Below are 18552 nucleotides of genomic sequence, written 5' to 3' on the forward strand. Positions count from 1 at the left end.
ACGACGGCTTCGTCTGGACCTGGGCGGTACGGGGCAAGCCGTCTTGGTGCAGCCCAGAAGGTTCTACTTTTCAAAAGATGAAGGGGTTGCTCCCCTCTCCCCCCGTGGGACTCGCAGAGCTGCGCCGCAGAGAGGGGCTGGGGGTGAGGGGGCGTCCAGACCACCTAAGCCGCCCACCACCCACCCCCATCTGTTCCCACTTCCTACAACCCACTCCCCACACCCCATTCCCCTACACTGGCCCCCATGTTTGGTCCCGCCTCTCCCCGAAGCCGCCCGCAACCCGGGCACCTGTACGACGTGGCCGTGGTGGGTGCCGGGCTGGCGGGCACGGAACTCGCGTGGCGGCTGGCGCACGCTGGGCAGGATGTGCTGCTGGTCTCGCAGGCCCTGGACCACCTAGGCAACCTGTACCAGCCCACCACGCAGGGCGTCACCTTTCCGGCCGGCAGTCTGTTTGAAGAGGTCCGCGCGGGCATGGCGCCCGACACCGACGGCTGGACCTTTCACCGCCTGCTTAAGGCGCGCATTGAGGGAACCGCCGGCATTCACCTGCTGCAAAGCACCGTGACCGCGCTGGATGAGGAAGACGGCGAGGTGGTGCTCTCCACCTGGGAGGGGCCAAAGCTGCGCGCCCGGCAGGCGGTGCTGGCGGTGGGGGCCTTCCTGAAGGGGCGGCTGCTGGTGGGCGACACGATGGAAGAAGCCGGGCGTCTCTCTGAAGTGGCCTACGACTTCCTGGCCGACGACTTGGCGCGCAGTGGTGTATGGCTGGTCGGCCAGGAGCGCCGCGCCGAGGGCGAGGGCGTGGAGCCCCCCTACGACGTGCGCTTTCTGGTGCCGGCCCCGGGCGAACTGGACGGCTTCCGGGTGGGCCGCCTGGAACGGGTGCGGATGCTGGGCCAGTGCACCCCTGGCGAGCACACGTACGCCAGCGTGTTGCAGGACGCCGCGCGGCTGGCCGCCGAACTGCTGGAGGCGCGCGCATGATCTTTCGCCTCGCGGATTTTCAGTTTCCAGACGCCGCCGCGCGCCTGTACCCCGACACGCCAGAGCGCCCCTGGGTGCTGGAGGTGGGCTTTGGGGACGGCCGCTTCTGGCCGCACTTTGCCGGGACGTTCCCGGAAGCGCCCAATTACCTGGGGGTGGAACTCTCGGGGGTGTCCCTGCTCAAGGCGCACCGCCGCCTGAAGGCCGCCGGGCTGACAAACGCCATCCTCACCAAGATGCCCGCCGACGTGCTGGTGCGCGAGGTGGTGCCGCACGCCGGGCTGGACCTGATCGTGGTCAATTTCCCCGATCCCTGGCCCAAAGCCGGGCACACCGACCACCGCCTGCTGCGCGCGCCCTTTTTCCGGCTGGCCGCCAGTCGCCTGAAGCCGGGCGGCGCCCTGCTGCTCACCACCGACCACGACGAGTATTTTGCCTTTGCCTGCGCCGAGGCCGAAGCGAGCGGTGTGATGCGCGTGGACCTGGGCCCGCCGCCCCCGGCTGCCCTGGAAACCAAGTACGCCCTCAAGTGGCGCGATCTGGGCCTGGGCGTGAACCACGCCCGCTTCGTGCCGGTGGCCCACGCGCCGGTGCCCCACGGCGAGACCGCTGCCTACCCCGATTCCCCCACCCCGGAGACCCCCGTGCCCCACGCCGTGCTGACCCTGCCCGCCACCTTCGAGCCCCAGACCTTCGAGAAAGTCACCCAGCGCAGCCCCCAGGGGCGCGGCCCCGAGTGGACCGTCGTGCTGCTGGAGCTGTATCAGGGTCTGCGGCGGGATGGCTGGGTGGCCCTGGCGCATGTGGTAGAAGGCGAACTGACCCAGGAGGTCCTGGTGGGCATCACCGCGCGAGAGGACGGCACCCATCTGGTGCGGCTGGCGAAGTTCGGCGGTCCCATTATCACCCCAGGCGTGAAGGCCGCTGTGGGCACCGTGACCGGATGGCTGGAAAGCCAGGGCGCCGTGGTCAAGCACCGGGGGTATTAGGCGATTGGCCCTGGCCTGGGGTCATCTCTTGACTGTCCCACTGTGACTGAACCTGCCCGAGAGAGGAGGCAAGGCAGATTTTGACGACGGCCGGGCTAGAGGCCCGATGTTGCCTCCCGGTACGCCGCCTGCACCCGTTTCAGCCCGGGGGCCAGGGCCAGCGCCCGCAGCAGCGGCCCCTCAATCCGGAGCACCCCGCCCGTCATGGCGGCCACCGGGTTCAGGTCGCCGCGCCAGAAGGCGTGGGCGGCCTCGCCGCTCAGCACGAACGTGAGGTCGGCGGGGCCCTGCCGGGCGGCGTCGCCGCTGTGTATCCGACTCTGCCCGCTGCGGCCGTCCACCAGCACACAGGCATGCGGCTCTGTATGTACAAAGCGCAGGGCCAGCCGCGCCTGGGCAGGGCCGGGGTCGGCGGCGCGCAGAAACACGGCGGTCAGCCGCGCTTCAAGCTCGGCGCCTGTGTGGGGCCAGGAAGGAGACATAAGGTCAGGTCAGCGTGATCGCCTGCCCATGACCGTCAGAAGTGCTGCAAAGTGGCGGCTGGGCGCAGCAAAAAGCACGGTCGTTTCGCGCTTCATGAAGCGTGCGCGCCTACACTCGCCCCACCCGGGCCTGTGGTTTGCTGCGCAGGCAGGACAGAGGCAACGAAGCCGCTCGGCGTGCGCCCAGGCGCCGGCCCAGCGGTTCCCGTTCCCTGCCCGCTTTCAGGAGGTGTTGCCATGAACCAGCAGTTGCAGCAGACCCTTCAGGCCCTGTCGGGCGGTCTTCAGGGCGTGCCCGCCAGCGCGGCCGTTCAGAACGTCACGACGTGGCATGAGACCCTGGACGGTGTCCCCGGCGCCGAAACCGTGGTGGAGCACCTGGCCAGCCTGAAGTCGGCCCTGGAAAGCGGCGATCTGGAAGGCGCCGCCGCCCTGCTGCCCGACCTGGGCGCCGCCACCGAGTCGCTGGCTGCCGACGCCCCCGAGGCCGATCAGGACGGCCTGCGCCAGCTGGCCGCCGCCCTGCAGGGCTAACCTACCCGCACGCCCAAGCGCAGGCCCCGTCTATCCTGGCGGGGCCTTGACCATGTCCGATCCGCTGCACTTCACCCACGAGCCCCTGAGTGCCATCCTGCCCGCCGTGCGAGAGCGCCTGCGCGCGGGCGGCGAGGTGCAGTTCACCGTGCCTGACCCGGACCTGGGGCTGGGCCTGTACGCGGGCGAGGCCACCCCCCACGGCCGCCACCGCCCCTGGGTGGTCTGGGCGGATCTGGCCGACCTGCTGGGCGCGCACCTGCTCACCCCCCAGCCGGCGGGCCCCGGGCGGGTGCGCGTGACCCTGCGCGCCTGGGCCCCCACACCGGACCCCGACGCCGGGGGCTACGGCCCAGCGGGCACCTGGGGCCGGGTGGACAAACTGGAAGACCCGGTGTTCCTGGCCACCTTTGTGGAGGCCCTGCGCCGGGTGGACCCCCCGCCGGGCGGGCGGGTGCTGGCGCTGGGCGTGAATGCGGGCCGCGAACTGGATGCCCTGGCGCTGGCCTTTCCCGGGCGCGAACTGGACGTGGTGGGCGTAGACCTGCAGGCAGACGCGCTGGCGGCAGCCCAGGCCCGCTGGCCCCAGGCGCACTTTCTGGCCCTGGACGTGAATGCCCTGCCCGCCAACCTGGGCCGCTTTGATCTGGTGCTGGCCCTGAGCCTGCTGCAAAGCCCCGGGGTGGTGCAGGACGTGCTGCTCGCCCGCCTGCGCCGCGAGCACCTGACGCCGGGGGGCGGCCTGATTCTGGGCTTTCCCAATGCCCGCTACCGCGACGGCACCCTCAGCTACGGCGCCCGCATGCGCAACTACGCCCGCCCGGACCTGAGCCTGCTGGCCGCTGACCTGACGAATGCCCGGCGCGGCCTGCAAAAGCACGGTTACAAGGTCTTTGTCACCGGCAAATACGAGGTGCTGCTGACCGCCATTCCGGCCGGCAAGCGCACGCCGGTTGACTTGGAACTGTAAATCGGAACGGGCCTTGCACATCTGCCCACTTTCTCTTCACGAATGCACTAGGGTGGGCAGCTGTATGCGCGCTCTGTTTCTGCTGCCTGCCCTGTTTCTTGCCGCCTGTGCCCCCGCCGCCACTGGCCCCGAAGACCTGAAAGGCCCCCTGGTGGAAGGCGAACGCTGGACCATCACCGGCTTTGACCAGAACAACAACAAGATGAACGGTGAAGTGGTGGTGCCCGCCGAACCCGACTATGACCGCACGGACCGCGAGTGGCTGTACAGCAGCGCCCGCGCGTCCATCCTGTACACCGAGAGCAGTAATTGGTTCAGCGTGTGGGATGAGCGTGACGCCTCACGCCTTGTGATCTGCATCGTGCGCTCACCGTACAACGCCGTCACCCGTGAATACAGCGGCATCGGCGTTTCGGGCACCATGGAGGAACTGCGTGCCGTGTTCGCCAAGCTCAGCGGCACGGGCGTCAAGGTTGTGGGCGGCGACTGCACCGTCAAGCGCGAAGCCAAGAACTGAGCACCGGGAGAAAGGGGGCCCCAGCAAGCCCTGCTGGGGCCCCCTCTCTATCGCCCTAGGCGCGCGGTGGAAAGCGCACGAAAGTGAGCCAGAAAGCCTCAAAGGCGCGCATGGCGCCCAGGAAGTTCTCGAAGCCCACCGGCTTGACCACATAGCCGCTGGCGTGGCGCTCGTAGGAGGACCGCACGTCGTCGTCGGCCTGGCTGGTGGTAAGCATGACCACGGGAATGCTGCGCAGCTCCGGGTCGGCCTTCAGTTCGTCCAGCACCTCCAACCCCGTCTTGCGCGGCATGTTGATGTCCATCAGGATCACGTCGGGGCGGGGGGCCTGGGCGTGTTCGCCCTCGCGGCGCAGGAAGCGCAGGGCTTCGACGCCGTCGCGCGCCACATGCATGCGGTTGGGTACCCGGGAGTCCTCGAAGGCTTCCAGGGTGAGCAGAACATCGGGCTCGTTGTCTTCAACAAGCAAGATTTCAATAGGAGCAGACATGGCGGTCATGGTGTGGGTACCCCCGGCAGAAGCACATGAAACGTACTGCCCTGTCCAGGCACAGACTCGACCCAGATGCGCCCGCCGTGGTGCTCCGCAATCTTACGGCAGATGGCCAGCCCCATGCCGTTGCCCGCAAAGGTGTCGCGGTGGTGCAGGCGCTGGAAAATCTCGAACACGCGTGCGTGGTAGTCCGGGGCGATGCCAATGCCGTGGTCGCGCACCCGCAGGTGCACCAACGCGCCCTCCTGCGCCGAGGACACCTCGACCCGGGGGGCCTCGCCCGGCGCGTGGAACTTCAGGCCGTTGCCTACCAGATTGGTCAGCAGCTGAATGAGCAGCGAGCCCTGCCCCAGCACCCGGTGCGGCGTGTTCCAGCTCAGTGTGCCGCCGCCCTGCAGGCTGCCCTGCACATTGGCAGCGGTGGCCTGCATCAGCTCGTCCAGGGCCAGCGCGGTGGGGGGCGCGGCCTGCCGCCCGGTGCGCGCGAAGGCCAGCAGGTCCTGAATGAGGCTGCGCATCCGCTCCACGGCAGCCTGGGTGAATTGCAGGTACTGCCCGGCGCGGTCATCCAGTTGCCCGCTGTACCGGCGCGCCAGCAACTCGGTGTAGCTGCCGATGGTGCGCAGCGGTTCTTGCAGGTCGTGTGAGGCCACGTAGGCAAACTGCTCCAGGTCGTGGTTGCTGCGCTCTAAGTTCTCGATCATCTCGTGCAGCTGCGCGCGCGCCTTTTCCTGCTCGGTGATGTCCTGCACCATCACCACGGCGCCGCTCACCCGCCCCTGGGCGTCATGGGTGGGAGTCACCACGTACCCCACTGGCACCGCCCGCCCGGAGGCGTGCCACATCACGTCGCGCTCTATGCGCCGGGTCTGGCCGTCTTGCAGGGTCTGGTGAATGGGGCACTCGGAGAGCAGGTAGGGGCGGCCGTCTTCATGGTGGTGGTGCACCAGCGCGTGCTGGGCCTGCCCGATCATGTGCTCCACGCTGTACCCCAGCATGCGCGCCGCCGCCGGGTTGGCGAAGGTGGTCACGCCCTGGGCGTCCAGGCCGAAAATGCCCTCGCCCGCCGCCGTGAGCAGCAGCGTGGAAAAGCGCGTGACCTCGGCCAGTTCGGCGGTGCGGGTTTGCACCCGGGCTTCCAGAGCGGCGTTGGCGTCCAGCAGCGACTGGCGCGCGGCCTGCAGTTCGGTCACGTCGGTGTTGGTGCCCACCCACTCCAGAATCTGGCCCTGTTCGCCCCGCACCGGCACCCCGCGCGCTTCCATGAGCACGTACTGCCCGTCGGCGCGGCGCACCCGGTACTCGGTGTGGTAGCCGCTGTTCTCCCGGACGGCCCGCTGCCACGCCGCCTGGGCGTGGGCGCGGTCTTCGGGGTGCAGCGCCGCCACCCAGCCTCCAGGGCTGTAGGTCTCGGGGGTCTGGCCGGTAAAGGCTTCCCAGTCGGGCTGCGGGGGCATAAAGGCGCCGTCCGGGCGGGCGGTCCAGACCACCTGCGCGGTGGCCTGCACCAGCGAGCGAAAGCGCTGCTCGCTGCTGCGCAGGGCGCTTTGCGCGGCGCGCAGCTCGGTGACGTCGGTAAACACCGCCGTGACCTGCTTGGGCCGCGTGTGCCCCGGGGCGATGCGTGGAATGGCCGAAACGTCCAGCCAGCGCCACGTTTCGCTGGGCGGGTGGAAGATCCCCATAGGCACGTGGTGCTGCGCTTCCCCGCTGCCCAGGGCCTGCATGGCCGGGTGCTGCTCGCCGGGAAAGGGCGAGCCGTCCGGGTGGATGGCCTGCCAGCGCGGGTCCAGCGATTCGCGTCCGATCAGCTGGTTCAGACTTAGGCCCAGGATTTCCTCGGCGGCGTGGTTGGCGTGCAGGATGCGGCCGTCCGGGGCTTGCACCGCCATGCCCAGGCGCAGGCTGTCCATCAGCTCCAGCGCCACCTCTAGCGGATCGCGCGCCACATGCAGGTGAACCAGCACGCCGCCGCCCGCCGGGGCCGCCGTGACCACGGCGGGCGCCACGGTCTCCACCAGTTTGGCCGTGACCTGCGCGACCTGCCCGGCCAGGGCCTGCTGCACCGCGCCGCGCACGGCCTCGGCGCTGCCCTCATCGAACAGCGCGCTCCAGTCGCCTTCGGGCGACACGCGGGCAATGCGCTCCTGGGCCGCCGCATTCAGGGCCACGCGGCCGTCTGGCCGCATCAGGGCCACGGGATCAGGCATGGCCGCCAGCAGGGCAGCGGCGTCCAGCCCGCCAAAGGCGGCTTCACCCACCACGGCGTTCAAAGGACTGGCTTCCCCCCTCTCAGCCGCGCAGGGCGTAGCCCACGCCGCGCACCGTGCGCAGCAGCCCGTAGCCGTCCAGGTCGCGCAGTTTGGCGCGCAGGTTGGCCATGTGCACGTCTACCACGTTGCTGCCTTCGGGCAGGCGGCCCTGCCAGATGTCCTGGCCGATCTCCTGGCGCGAGTACACGCGCCCGGGCTGGCGGATCAGCAGGGCCAGGATGTCGAATTCCTTGGGCGACAGGCGCAGTTCATCGCCCTTGTAGGTCACGAGGCGCTTTTGCGGGTCCAGGGTCAGGTCGCCCATGGTCAGGCTCTCGGTGGTGCGCTGGCGCAGCTGCACCTTCACGCGGGCCAGCAGTTCATCGGGATGGAAGGGCTTGATCAGGTAGTCGTCGGCGCCCAGGCCCAGCAGGCGCACCTTTTCTTCCACGGTGTCGCGGGCGGTCAGCACGATGATCGGCACGGCGCTGTTCTTGCGCAGACGCTGCACCACGTCGCCGCCGTCGAAGTCGGGCAGGCCCAGGTCCAGCAGGATCAGGGTGGGCTGGTCCTCACGGGCCTTGATCAGGCCGTTCATGGCGCTGTCGGCGTGGTCCACCTCGAAGCCGGCGTCTGTCAGGTCCATGCGCAGGACGTTGGCAATGTCCAGATCGTCCTCGATGACAAGAATGCGTTGCGTGCTCACGCCCCCGATGATACCGCTTCATGAAGCGGGGCTTCACGCGCCTGCCCGCGCGCTGCGGGGCCCCGCGCCCCATGCCCCTGCCGGGGGGTGTGCTAGCTTGAACGTACCGCGTCTCTGGACCCAACCTGCCCGGCAGGCTGGCCCTGAGCGACACAATCCATCCTCCCCCTGGCCGCGCACCTTCGGCCCCGCCTTCTCTCACAACCCGCCTGCACCACGGACCCTGGCTTCAGGCGCGGACGTACGGAGTTTTCATGAGCAACCCCAGCAAGGCCCGCCCCGAGGGCTCGGCGCCGCCCGCCCCCCACCTTGAAGTGATTCCGCTGGGCGGCATGGGCGAGATCGGCAAGAACATCACCGCCTACCGCTACGGCGACGAAATTATGGTGGTGGACGCCGGTCTGGCCTTTCCCGACAGCCACCAGATGGGCATTGACCTGATCATTCCCCGCATTGATTACCTGCAGCAGCATGCCGGGCTGATCAAGGGCTGGATTCTGACCCACGGCCACGAGGACCACATTGGCGGCCTGCCGTACATCCTGCCCCGGCTGCCCAAGGTGCCGGTGTACGGCGCGGGCCTGACCCTGGGTCTGGTGCGCGAGAAACTCAGCGAGTTCGGCATCCGCGACGTGGATACCGACCTGCGTGAAGTGCAGATGGGCGACAAGGTGCGCATTGGTACCCACTTCCAGGTGGAGTTCCTGCGCATGACCCACTCCATTCCCGATAACGCCGGGTACATCCTGACCACCCCGGCGGGCGTGGTGCTGCACACCGGCGACTTCAAGCTGGACGAGGAGCCCAGCGACGGCCGCCCCAGCGATCTGGCGCGCATTGAGCAGGCGGGCAAGGACGGGGTGCTGCTGCTGATTTCCGACTCCACGAACGCCGAGCGCCCAGGCCGCAGCGTCAGCGAGGCGGAAGTGGCGCGCAACCTCGAACAGCTGATCGCCAGCTGCAAGGGCCGCGTGTTCCTGTCCACCTTTGCCTCGAACGTGCACCGCATGCAGAACATTGTGCAGATTGCCCACCGCCTGGGCCGCCGCGTGGTGCTGGAAGGCCGCAGCATCCTGAAATACGCCCAGGTGGCCCAGAGCGTGGGCTACATGGAACTGCCCGAGCCCTTCCTGACCAACGACGAGGTGGGCACGCTGCAGGACCAGCAGGTGCTGTACATCTGCACCGGTTCGCAGGGCCAGCCCATGAGCGTGCTGCCCCGACTGGCCTTTGGCAACCACGCCAAGATTGCGCTGCGCCGGGGCGACTCGGTGATTCTGAGCAGCAACCCCATTCCCGGCAACGAGGAAGCGGTGAATCTGGTCATCAACCGCCTGTACGAGATCGGCGTGGACGTGTACTACCCGCCGGCCCACAAGGTGCACGCCTCGGGGCATGCCTCCCAGGAGGAACTGGCGACGGTGCTGAATCTGGCGCGGCCCAAGTTCTTCCTGCCGTGGCACGGCGAACCCCGCCACCAGATCAACCACGCCCGACTGGCCCAGACGCTGCCCCGGCCCCCCAAGCGCACCCTGATTGCCAAGAACGGCGACATCGTGCGCCTCAGCCAGGACGACTTCAAGGTCACCGGCACCGTGCCTGCTGGCGCGGTGTACGTGGACGGCCTGGGCGTGGGCGACATTGGCGACGACGTGCTGCTGGACCGCGTGAACATGAGCCAAGAAGGCATCCTGATCATGACGGCCGTCCTGCACCCCACCCCGCATGTGGAGATCGTCTCGCGCGGTTTTGTGCGCGCCAACCGCGAACTGGACAACCAGATTCGCAAGGTGGCGCTGGACGCCGTGGACCAGGGCATGCGCGAGAAGAAGCGCCTGGAAGACGTGCGCGACGACATGTACGGGGCCGTGCGCCGCTTCGTGCGTAAGGTGACCGGCCGCAACCCGGTGCTGATCCCGCTGATCGTGGATTGAGGCAAGACAGGCAAGGAGGCCGCCCTGAAGCTGGGGCGGCCTCTGTTGGTGTGGATCAGGCCTGGTCCGCCCAGTTTTGTACGTCGTGGCCGCCAAAGACCATCTTCCGCAGGCCCGGGGAGAAGAAGTTGGGGGTGTCTGGGGCACTGGCCTCATTCAGTCTGCTCAGGTGCTCGGCCGTGAGTTGCACCTCTAACGAGGCCAGATTGTCGGTCAGTTGCCGGGCGCTGCTGGCACCCAGGATGGTGGAGGTGACGCCGCGCTGGGCCGTCACCCAGGCCAGGGCCACCTGCGCCAGCGGGCGCCCGACTTCTGCCGCCACCGCCTCTACCGTCGCCAGCGTGTGCCAGTTGCGCTCGGTGAATTTACTGTCGCCAAAGGGATTGGGGCCGTCCAGGCGACCCTCGCCGTGGGCGCTGCCCCGGGTGCCGCCAGCCTGACGGGTGTATTTGCCGGTCAGGAAGCCTGCGGCCAGCGGGCTCCAGGGGGTCAGGCCCAGCCCCAGTTCACGCGCGGCGGGACCGTGTTCGCGCTCCAGGTCGCGGGCCACCAGTGAATATTCCAGTTGCAGGGCCACGGGCCCAGGGGCGCCGTGAACCTGGGCCAGCGTGGCCGCCTTCGCGGCGTACCACGCGGGCACGTTCGAGAAGCCAAAGTACCGGATGTGGCCCTGACGCACGAAGTCGCCCAGCGTCTGCAAGGCTTCTTCAACGGGGGTCACCATGTCCCAGATGTGCAGCCAGTACAGGTCAATGTAATCGGTCCCCAGGCGGCGCAGCGAAGCGTCCAGCGCCGCTTGCAGATGCTTGCGCCCGTTGCCGCTGGCGTGGGGGTTGCCCTTCCCGGTGGCAAAGCCCGCCTTCGTGGCAATCACCAGCTGGTCGCGCAGGTGGCCCGCCACGTACTGCCCCACCAGTTCCTCACTGCGCCCTCCAGCGTAGACGTCGGCAGTGTCAATGAAATTGCCCCCGGCCTCCACGTACGCACCGAATATCGCCTGCGATTCATCTTCAGAGGCGCCCCAGCGGGTGGCGCCAAAGGTCATGGTGCCCAGCGCCAGCGGACTGACCAGCAGCCCCGAGCGGCCCAGCGTGCGGTAAGAGGTGAGGTTCACGCCCCAGCATGGGTGAGCAGAAGAAAGCCGACTGTAGGAGCAGGTACGGACGAGGTCTGCTGGGCGGTGCCGCGCTGCCCGGCAAGTGCCCAAGGCCAACGTCACCGGGCAGCGGTTGACGCCCCGATGTCGATTGGCAGCGGGGTCTGCGTAGTTTGGGGACAAGAAGCCCAGAGGGCCTGTCCTCCCTGTCTTCTGACAGACGGGTTGACAGGCCCTGGGGATCAACATCTGGTTGGAGGAAGGCGGCGGGGTCTGGAGATCCTCTGCCTCTAGGCCTGCGGCAGGACGCGCGCTGGAGCCGTGGACGCAAGCCTCTCTTCACCTGTGCCCAAGGGCCCCTGCCCAGGGGCCCTTGGAGGACCTGATCAGTCCTCCACCACCGTCGTGGTTGTGGTGGTCTGGGTCACGGCGGGCTGGGGCTCCACTCGTTCTTCCTGGCGCACCTCGTGGCGCTCGTGGTGGGTTTCGGTGCCGGTCATGGGGTCGCGGGTTTCGGTCACCTCGGTGACCTCGGAACGCTTGGCGGTGTCGTCTGCGTGCATGGCTGACCTCCTGGGAATGAAGTGAGTGCCTTAGCGTACTGCGGCCCCGCGCCCGCCCGGCCGCAGATAAACCCTTGCCAAAGCCCACGGCCAAAGTCTGGGCCACGCCTGCTGGGCCGCCCGAGGAGGGCCACCGCATAGAATCGGCCCATGTTCGACACGCCCAAGCGCAAGCGGCCGGCCCCCACCGCCCCCACGCCGCCGGTCCACGGTGCTCCAGCGGCGCTGGGCAGCCGGCAGAGCGCGGCCGACTTTGCGCGGCGTCAGCAGCAGGCCCTGGGCCGGAGCCGGGGGGACGCTGCGCCGCAGGTGCGCATCCTGACGGGGCACGGCGCGCTGCTGGGCAGTCACCAGAGCGCCAGTTTTGAGGCGGCCCAGCAGCACATGCCGCTGAACGCCGGCCGGCTGACTGGGGTGCGCTGGGAGCTGCTGCGCAACAGGGACGACGGCGCCGAGGTGGTGGCGGCCGGCAGCGGCGACCGCTTCAGCGCCAGCCCCAGTCAGCCCGGCCACTACACCGTGCGCTGCGTGGTCGAAAGCCTGGATGGCCCCTCGGCGTTTCCTGCCGCCTCAACGGCCGTGGCCCCGCGCCGGCCTGCTGACCCGGGCGCGCACCCCTACAACCCTTACCAGGACCCCCGCGATCAGGCCGCGCAGGACGCCGAGCTGCGGGGCGACCGCCGCCGCCGTGTGCTGGCGCGCGATGAACACCAGTTCACGGTGCTGGACCCCGAAACCTACACCCGCACCCTGCTGGACCACCAGCGCGCCGATCAGCCGCTGGGCAGCCTGGAAGAGGAGCTGCAACTGCTGCCCGCCCGCAACGAGGCGAACCGCGAGGCCGATCAGCCGGCGATGGCGGCGGTGGACGCCCAGTCCGACGCCCTGCGGGCGCTGGTGGGCGCCGCCGGTTTCTTTCCAGGCATGGGCGCACCGGGCAGCGACAGTGACCGCCGGATTCAGCGCGTGCACGCGGTCCTGAGTCAGAACGACGGCCGGGAGGTACGCCTGCGGCTGTTTCTGGGCACCGTGAGGCGGGGCACTGAACGGCTGGTGCGGCTGGTCGAACTGCCGGTGATGAACGAGGTGGCCGACGCCAGCAAGGTCCGGGCGTTTGACGGCTCGCCCTACCGGCAGCCCGGGGACCGCTTCGGCTCGTTCATGACGGCACTCAACGGGTACGTGCAAAACGGGCCCCACGGTCAGGGGGTGCTGCGCTACGAGGTGGAGGGTGAACCGGCCCTGGCCGGCACCGTCACCAAGGGCCCGTCCGACCTGGAGCAGGCGGCCGGGAGCTTTGACCAGGTGGCGCGGGTGGCCGCCCTGCTGGCCCTGATTCCACCCATCGCCCTGCCGTGCCGCGTGGCGGGCGCGCTGTTTGCTGGCGGGGCGGCTGCGCTGCGCCTGAAAGACAAGTACAACAAGGCCCAGGACAATGCGGCCGAGGCAGTAGGCGCGGCAGCCAGTCTGCTGGAATTCGGCGCGGGGATCGCCCCGGAAGGCACCGGGCGCGCGGTCATAAAGGCGTCCAAGGGAATGCTGGAGGCCGGGCAGAATGCCGCCGAGGTCGCCCAGGCCCTGAGCCAGCACGAACGGGTTGAGCCAGACAAGGCGCTGACCGTCCTGAAAGACGCCTTGGCCTTCGGGCGCGTGGTGTCGCCGGAGGTCTTTGCCCCGCGCCACTACAGTGTCCAGGCCCGCCGCGTCATCGTGCAGCTCAGTCAGGCGTACGAGCTGGGGGACAAGGTGGTGAAATACGCCACGCTGCCCGAAGACTTCTCCGAGAAATTCGCCCAGTTGGCCGCCACCGAGGGGCTTTCCGACGCCGAGCGGCGGCTGCGCGTGGCCGAGTTGATGGGTGGGCTGGCGTCCGGCGACTGAAGGGGTCTTGGCCGCGCTGGCGTTCAGGTCGGTGGGGCGCCCTGACGCGCTGCCCAGCGGATGCGAAAGGCGTGTTCAGCCGCGCTGAGCCGGGCCAAAGCTTGCGCGGCTTGTTCGGGCGGCAGGCGCGATTCGAGAACCAGCGCCGCACTCCGAAAAGGGTTGAGGACGTTGGCCGAAGCCAATTGAGACGGCTGGTACTCATTCACCATAAAGGCCAACAGGCCAGCTGGACTTGAAATCTGCTGGAGAAAAGGCCACAGCTTGCGCGTGTAACTGGACCTAAATTCTTTGGCAATCCAGCGGAGCTCGGGCTCGCGTGCGTCTGGGAGAAAGCGCCAGCGTCTACCCTGGGTCCGATCAAGACGATGAGGGGTGCTGCAGAAACTCAGGACGCGCTCTTCCTGATCCAGAGGAACAGAGAATCTGACGCAGCCCTGCACACTGGCGTGCCACCTGTTCTGATCAAAATCCAGGCGATATTTCAAAGACACAACGCTGTGCGGCTCCTCGCGCCGAACGATGAGGCCCCAGGCCCGCTGCTCCTGGTCTCTTAACCCCAACTCCTCTGCCTGTGCCGCCAGCAGGGCCAGCAGGGCGTCCCGGGCGGCGGTGTTCTCTGGGACTTCCTTCCCTCGACCCCCCACACTGACACTTTACTTTTTCCATCGCGTGCGATAATCGCCCCCATGAGCGTGATTCCCTACGTGATCGAGCAGACCGGGCGCGGCGAGCGGATGTACGACATCTACTCGCGGCTCCTGAAGGACCGGATTATTTTCGTGGGCACGCCGATCGAGTCCCAGATGGCCAACACCATCGTGGCGCAGCTGCTGCTGCTGGACTCGCAGAACCCCGAGCAGGAAATTCAGATGTACATCAACTGCCCCGGCGGCGAGGTCTACGCGGGCCTGGCCATCTACGACACCATGCGCTACATCAAGGCGCCGGTGTCCACCATCTGCGTGGGCATCGCCATGAGCATGGGCAGCGTGCTGCTGATGGCCGGGGACAAGGGCAAGCGCATGGCCCTGCCCAACAGCCGCATCATGATTCACCAGGGCAGCGCCGGCTTCCGGGGCAACACCCCGGACTTGGAGGTGCAGGCCAAGGAAGTGCTGCACCTGCGCGACAAGCTGGTGAGCATCTACCACAAGCACACTGACCTGCCGCACGACAAACTGATGCGCGACATGGAACGCGACTACTTCATGTCGCCCGAAGAGGCCCAGAAGTACGGCCTGATTGATTCCGTCATTGAAAACACCCGCGAACTGGGAGGCGTGCAATGACCAAAACCGGAGGGGACCGCTGCTCGTTTTGCGGGCGGCAGCATCCGCAGATTGCCCAGCTGATTGAAGCGCCGGGGCGCGCGGCGTTTATCTGCAACGAGTGCACCGAACGGGCGCACGAACTGGTCAAGCAGAACAAGAAGTCCGGCGGGGAATTTAACCTCACCGAACTGCCCACGCCCAAGGAAATCAAGGCCTACCTGGATGAGTTCGTGATCGGCCAGGACGAGGCCAAAAAGGCCCTGGCGGTGGCCGTGGTCAGCCACTACCAGCGCCTCGCCCACCCCGACGTGAACCTGCAGAAGAGCAACATCCTGCTCATTGGCCCCACCGGCACCGGCAAGACGCTGCTGGCCTCCAGCCTCGCGGAGATGCTGGAAGTGCCCTTTGCCATCGCCGACGCTACCACCCTCACCGAAGCCGGCTACGTGGGCGACGACGTGGAGAACGTGATCGTGCGCCTGCTGCAGGCCGCCGAGTACGACGTGGCAGCGGCCGAGCGCGGGATTATCTACATCGACGAGATTGACAAGATTGCCCGCAAGAGCGAGGGCACCAGCATCACCCGCGACGTCTCTGGCGAGGGCGTGCAGCAGGCCCTGCTGAAGATCATTGAGGGCACGGTGGCGCAGGTGCCGCCGCAGGGGGGCCGCAAGCACCCCCAGCAGGAACTGGTGCAGGTGAACACGAAGAACATCCTGTTCATCGTGGGCGGCGCCTTTGACGGCATTGCCGACATTGGCCGCAGCCGCACCAACGTGCGCGCGGTGGGCTTCGGCGCCGAGCACAAGGGGGACGAGAAGGAGGAACTGCGCTTCCTGCCCGAGGACCTCGTGAAGTTCGGCCTGATTCCCGAGTTCGTGGGCCGCCTGCCGCTGGTGGTGCAGCTGCAGGACCTCGACGAAGGGGCGCTGGTGCGCATTCTCACCGAGCCGCAGGGCGCGATTGTCTCGCAGTATCAGGCGCTGTTCGGCTTTCAGGACGTGGACCTGAGCTTTACCGACGCCGCCCTGCAGGAGGTGGCCCGCCGCGCCCGCGAGCGCAAGACGGGCGCCCGTGGCCTGCGCGCGGTGCTGGAAAAGGCCATGACCGACCTGCTGTTCGAACTGCCGGTGGAGGGCCTGCGCGAGCTGCGCTTTGACGCCGAACATATTGACCACCCCATGACCTTGCTTGAGTCGAAGGGACTCAAGAAGTCTGCGTAAACGCAACAGAGCTTACAGCATTCCCCCGCGCCCGTCCCTAGACTCTGGGGACACCGTGCGGGGGTGTTTTCTTCTTTTCCCTCCGCGATACACTGATCCATTCACGCGCGCTGCGCGACCCAAGGAGCAAGCATGATCTGGGAACTACCCGTCGTCGCCCTGAGAAACATAGTGATCCTGCCCGGCGTCACCATGAACGTGGACGTGGGGCGCCCCAAAAGCAAGCGGGCCGTGGACGAGGCCCAGGCCAGTGACCGCCGGGTGCTGCTGCTGACCCAGCGTGACGCGCGCACCGATGATCCCACCCGCGCCGAACTGCACGACATGGGCGTGCTGGCCGTGATCAAGCAGGTGGTGCGCATGCCCGACAACACCTATCAGGTGCTGGTGGAGGCCCAGGAGCGCGCCGCCGTGCTGGACGAGGTGCCGTCGAGCTACATGCGCGTGCGCGCCGAAACCCGCCCCACCGCCGCCGATGGCAGCCGCGAAGTCGCCGTGCTGGCCGGTGAGGTCAAGGCCGCGTTCGAGGAGTACCAGCGCCAGAACAAGAACCTGCGCCTGGACAACTACCAGCTGGAAGGCATCAAGGCCCTGACCGACGCGGGCGCGCTGAGCGATCAGGTCACGCACCACGCCACCTGGACCCCGGAAGAGAAGCAGGAGATCCTGAACGCCGTGGAGCTGCGCCCCCGCCTGGAGGGCGTGCTGAAGCTGCTCTCGCGCGACACCGAGCGCTTCAACATGGACAAGAAGATCGCCGGGCGCGTCAAGGAGCAGATGGACGCCAACCAGCGCGAGTACTACCTGCGCGAGCAGATGAAGGCCATTGGCAAGGAACTGGGCGGCGGCGAGGACGGCCCCGCCGAGGTCGAGGCCCTGCGCGAGAAGATTGAAGCGGCCGGCATGCCCGACAGCGTGAAGGAAAAGGCGCTGAAGGAACTGCAGCGTCTGGAGCGCACCCCCGGCGGCAGCCCCGAAAGCACGGTCGTGCGCAACTATATCGACTGGCTGGTGGATGTGCCCTGGAACAAGCGCGACGAGGAAATCCTCGACATCAACCGCACGCGCGAAATTCTGGATGCCGACCACTACGCCCTGGGCGACGTGAAGGACCGCATCCTGGAATTCCTGGCGGTGCGGCAGCTGACCCACAAGCCCGGCGAGACCGAGGAGCAGCGCAAGGAGCGCAGCGCTGAGGAGCGAATTGACGACGCCGAACTGCGTGCGCCCATCCTGGTGCTCGTGGGCCCTCCCGGCGTGGGCAAGACCTCGCTCGGCAAGAGCATTGCGCGCAGCCTGAACCGCAAGTTCGTGCGGATGGCGCTGGGTGGCGTGCGCGACGAGGCCGAGATCCGTGGCCACCGCCGCACCTACATCGGTTCCATGCCCGGCCGCATCATCCAGGCGATGAAGAACGCCGGCGTGACCAACCCGGTCATCCTGCTCGACGAAATCGACAAGATGAGCAGCGACTGGCGCGGCGACCCCAGCAGCGCCATGCTGGAAGTGCTGGACCCCGAGCAGAACCACACCTTCCAGGATCACTACCTGGAAGTGGCCTACGACCTGTCGCAGGTGATGTTCATCACGACGGCCAACAGCCTGCAGACCATCCCCCGGCCGCTGCTGGACCGCATGGAAATCATCCAGATTCCGGGCTATACCCAGCCTGAGAAGGTGGAAATTGCCAAGCGCTACCGTGTGCCCCGGCAGATCAAGTCGCACGGCCTGACCGGCAAGCTCGAAATCACCGACGCCGCCCTGAACCGCATTGTCGAGGAGTACACCGCCGAAAGCGGCGTGCGCAACCTGGACCGGCAGATCAGCAAGCTGGCGCGCAAGGCAGCCCGTGAACTGCTGGAGAAGCCCTGGGACGGTGTGAAGGTGCTGGACGCCGCGCAGATTCCCGATTACCTGGGCGTGCCCATGCACCGCCCCGACAAGATGGAAAAAGAGCCCCAGGTGGGCGTGGCCCAGGGGCTGGCCTGGACCAGCGTGGGCGGCACCATGCTGCTGGTGGAAGCCCTGGCGACCCCCGGCACCGGCAAGATCAACATGACCGGCAGCCTGGGCGACGTGATGAAGGAAAGTGTGGCGGCAGCCGTGGCCTACCTGCGCGCCAACGCCCACCTGTACGGCGCCGACCCCGAGTTCCACAAGAACCTGGACCTGCACGTGCACTTCCCCGACGGTGCCACGCCCAAGGACGGCCCCAGCGCGGGGATCACCATTGCCACCGCCGTGATCAGCGCCGTGACCGGCCGCCCGGTGCGCCTGGACGTGGCCATGACCGGCGAGATCAGCCTGCGCGGGCGCGTGCTGCCCATCGGCGGCGTGAAGGAAAAGCTGCTGGCCGCGCACCAGGGCGGCATCCGCGAGGTCATCATTCCCAAGGACAACGAGCCTCACCTGCAGGAGGTGCCCGAGAGCATTCGCGGCGACCTGCGCATTCACACCTTTGAGCGCGTGGGCCAGGTCCTGGACCTGCTGCTGCTGCCCAAGCCCGAAACCGACGAGCCCAACATGCCCGTCCCCATGAGCAAAGGCGCCACGCAACCCGGCGCGTAAGCGAGCGAGAGAAAGCCCCCCGGTGCAATGCCGGGGGGCTTTCCTGTCTGACTCTGAGCCGTGGGCTCTGGGGGTTGCCC

The 18552-nt window shown here is 67.8% G+C and carries 17 protein-coding genes; 10 read left to right on the forward strand and 7 right to left on the reverse strand.

What is annotated here, in order from left to right; all coding sequences use genetic code 11:
- Positions 1-246: 246 nt before the first annotated feature.
- Both KMW22_RS16365 and trmB read left to right on the forward strand, forming a co-directional pair.
- Entirely contained in the window at positions 247-990 is a 744-nt protein-coding gene (locus KMW22_RS16365) for an FAD-dependent oxidoreductase (RefSeq protein WP_221091099.1), read from the forward strand.
- Positions 987-1979, forward strand: a complete 993-nt coding sequence (trmB, locus tag KMW22_RS16370) for a tRNA (guanine(46)-N(7))-methyltransferase TrmB (RefSeq protein WP_221091100.1) — start codon at positions 987-989, stop codon at positions 1977-1979. The genes KMW22_RS16365 and trmB overlap by 4 nt, the downstream gene beginning before the upstream one ends.
- 95 nt (positions 1980-2074) lie before the next feature.
- On the opposite strand, the gene KMW22_RS16375 is transcribed toward trmB, so the two are convergent.
- A complete protein-coding gene (locus KMW22_RS16375) occupies positions 2075-2461 on the reverse strand; it encodes a hypothetical protein (protein WP_221091101.1) in 387 nt (128 codons plus the stop codon).
- 237 nt (positions 2462-2698) lie between these two features.
- Between KMW22_RS16375 and KMW22_RS16380 the strand changes: the two genes are divergently transcribed.
- The 3 genes from KMW22_RS16380 to KMW22_RS16390 all read left to right on the forward strand — a co-directional run bounded on the left by KMW22_RS16380 (position 2699) and on the right by KMW22_RS16390 (position 4482).
- Positions 2699-2995 carry a hypothetical protein gene (locus KMW22_RS16380; RefSeq protein WP_221091102.1) on the forward strand — a complete coding sequence of 99 codons (297 nt, stop codon included), beginning with the start codon at positions 2699-2701 and terminating at the stop codon, positions 2993-2995.
- Between the two features lie 52 nt (positions 2996-3047).
- Positions 3048-3965: a class I SAM-dependent methyltransferase gene (locus tag KMW22_RS16385; protein WP_221091134.1), complete on the forward strand. Its 918-nt coding sequence runs from the start codon at positions 3048-3050 to the stop codon at positions 3963-3965.
- A 64-nt stretch (positions 3966-4029) separates the two neighbouring features.
- Complete coding sequence (locus tag KMW22_RS16390; RefSeq protein ID WP_221091103.1) at positions 4030-4482, forward strand: hypothetical protein; 453 nt, start codon at positions 4030-4032, stop codon at positions 4480-4482.
- Positions 4483-4537: 55 nt separating this feature from the next.
- On the opposite strand, the gene KMW22_RS16395 is transcribed toward KMW22_RS16390, so the two are convergent.
- Genes KMW22_RS16395 through KMW22_RS16405 form a run of 3 tightly spaced genes read right to left on the reverse strand, consistent with a single transcriptional unit; the run spans position 4538 to position 7933 of the window.
- A complete protein-coding gene (locus KMW22_RS16395; protein ID WP_407928454.1) occupies positions 4538-4972 on the reverse strand; it encodes a response regulator in 435 nt (144 codons plus the stop codon).
- A 5-nt stretch (positions 4973-4977) separates the two neighbouring features.
- On the reverse strand, positions 4978-7239 hold the full coding sequence (locus tag KMW22_RS16400) for a PAS domain-containing sensor histidine kinase (RefSeq protein ID WP_328774737.1): 2262 nt from the start codon (positions 7237-7239) through the stop codon (positions 4978-4980).
- 28 nt (positions 7240-7267) lie between these two features.
- Positions 7268-7933: a response regulator transcription factor gene (locus KMW22_RS16405; protein WP_107137083.1), complete on the reverse strand. Its 666-nt coding sequence runs from the start codon at positions 7931-7933 to the stop codon at positions 7268-7270.
- Between the two features lie 254 nt (positions 7934-8187).
- On the opposite strand from KMW22_RS16405, the gene KMW22_RS16410 reads away from it, so the two are divergent.
- The gene (locus tag KMW22_RS16410; protein WP_221091105.1) at positions 8188-9867 is read left to right on the forward strand and encodes a ribonuclease J; all 1680 of its coding nucleotides are present in this window, start codon (positions 8188-8190) and stop codon (positions 9865-9867) included.
- 55 nt (positions 9868-9922) lie between these two features.
- Here KMW22_RS16410 and KMW22_RS16415 read toward each other — a convergent pair whose 3' ends face one another.
- The gene (locus tag KMW22_RS16415; RefSeq protein WP_328774735.1) at positions 9923-10981 is read right to left on the reverse strand and encodes an aldo/keto reductase; all 1059 of its coding nucleotides are present in this window, start codon (positions 10979-10981) and stop codon (positions 9923-9925) included.
- A gap of 368 nt (positions 10982-11349) precedes the next feature.
- A complete protein-coding gene (locus KMW22_RS16420) occupies positions 11350-11526 on the reverse strand; it encodes a hypothetical protein (protein WP_221091107.1) in 177 nt (58 codons plus the stop codon).
- A 150-nt stretch (positions 11527-11676) separates the two neighbouring features.
- Here KMW22_RS16420 and KMW22_RS16425 point away from each other — a divergent pair, with 150 nt between their 5' ends.
- The gene (locus KMW22_RS16425) at positions 11677-13407 is read left to right on the forward strand and encodes a hypothetical protein (RefSeq protein WP_221091108.1); all 1731 of its coding nucleotides are present in this window, start codon (positions 11677-11679) and stop codon (positions 13405-13407) included.
- Between the two features lie 23 nt (positions 13408-13430).
- On the opposite strand, the gene KMW22_RS16430 is transcribed toward KMW22_RS16425, so the two are convergent.
- Positions 13431-13895 carry an SAM-dependent methyltransferase gene (locus KMW22_RS16430; protein ID WP_221091109.1) on the reverse strand — a complete coding sequence of 155 codons (465 nt, stop codon included), beginning with the start codon at positions 13893-13895 and terminating at the stop codon, positions 13431-13433.
- Positions 13896-14096: 201 nt separating this feature from the next.
- Between KMW22_RS16430 and clpP the strand changes: the two genes are divergently transcribed.
- From clpP to lon, 3 genes are all read left to right on the forward strand, one after another.
- Positions 14097-14699, forward strand: coding sequence for an ATP-dependent Clp protease proteolytic subunit (gene clpP / locus KMW22_RS16435; RefSeq protein WP_221091110.1), 603 nt, complete (start codon positions 14097-14099; stop codon positions 14697-14699).
- The gene (gene clpX / locus KMW22_RS16440) at positions 14696-15904 is read left to right on the forward strand and encodes an ATP-dependent Clp protease ATP-binding subunit ClpX (RefSeq protein WP_221091111.1); all 1209 of its coding nucleotides are present in this window, start codon (positions 14696-14698) and stop codon (positions 15902-15904) included. The genes clpP and clpX overlap by 4 nt, the downstream gene beginning before the upstream one ends.
- 132 nt (positions 15905-16036) lie before the next feature.
- On the forward strand, positions 16037-18472 hold the full coding sequence (lon, locus tag KMW22_RS16445; RefSeq protein WP_221091112.1) for an endopeptidase La: 2436 nt from the start codon (positions 16037-16039) through the stop codon (positions 18470-18472).
- The last annotated feature ends 80 nt before the right edge of the window (positions 18473-18552 follow it).

The sequence above is a fragment of the Deinococcus aquaedulcis genome (assembly GCF_019693445.1).
In the GTDB taxonomy this organism is placed as follows: Bacteria; Deinococcota; Deinococci; order Deinococcales; family Deinococcaceae; genus Deinococcus; species Deinococcus aquaedulcis.

What these genes read in the sequence shown, in the direction of transcription:
- KMW22_RS16365 (WP_221091099.1), top strand. Translation starts at nt 247, where the DNA reads ATGTTTGGTCCCGCCTCTCCCCGAAGCCGCCCGCAACCCGGGCACCTG.
- trmB (WP_221091100.1), top strand. Translation starts at nt 987, where the DNA reads ATGATCTTTCGCCTCGCGGATTTTCAGTTTCCAGACGCCGCCGCGCGC.
- KMW22_RS16375 (WP_221091101.1), bottom strand. Translation starts at nt 2,461, where the DNA reads ATGTCTCCTTCCTGGCCCCACACAGGCGCCGAGCTTGAAGCGCGGCTG.
- KMW22_RS16380 (WP_221091102.1), top strand. Translation starts at nt 2,699, where the DNA reads ATGAACCAGCAGTTGCAGCAGACCCTTCAGGCCCTGTCGGGCGGTCTT.
- KMW22_RS16385 (WP_221091134.1), top strand. Translation starts at nt 3,048, where the DNA reads ATGTCCGATCCGCTGCACTTCACCCACGAGCCCCTGAGTGCCATCCTG.
- KMW22_RS16390 (WP_221091103.1), top strand. Translation starts at nt 4,030, where the DNA reads ATGCGCGCTCTGTTTCTGCTGCCTGCCCTGTTTCTTGCCGCCTGTGCC.
- KMW22_RS16395 (WP_407928454.1), bottom strand. Translation starts at nt 4,972, where the DNA reads ATGTCTGCTCCTATTGAAATCTTGCTTGTTGAAGACAACGAGCCCGAT.
- KMW22_RS16410 (WP_221091105.1), top strand. Translation starts at nt 8,188, where the DNA reads ATGAGCAACCCCAGCAAGGCCCGCCCCGAGGGCTCGGCGCCGCCCGCC.
- KMW22_RS16420 (WP_221091107.1), bottom strand. Translation starts at nt 11,526, where the DNA reads ATGCACGCAGACGACACCGCCAAGCGTTCCGAGGTCACCGAGGTGACC.
- KMW22_RS16425 (WP_221091108.1), top strand. Translation starts at nt 11,677, where the DNA reads ATGTTCGACACGCCCAAGCGCAAGCGGCCGGCCCCCACCGCCCCCACG.
- clpP (WP_221091110.1), top strand. Translation starts at nt 14,097, where the DNA reads ATGAGCGTGATTCCCTACGTGATCGAGCAGACCGGGCGCGGCGAGCGG.
- clpX (WP_221091111.1), top strand. Translation starts at nt 14,696, where the DNA reads ATGACCAAAACCGGAGGGGACCGCTGCTCGTTTTGCGGGCGGCAGCAT.
- lon (WP_221091112.1), top strand. Translation starts at nt 16,037, where the DNA reads ATGATCTGGGAACTACCCGTCGTCGCCCTGAGAAACATAGTGATCCTG.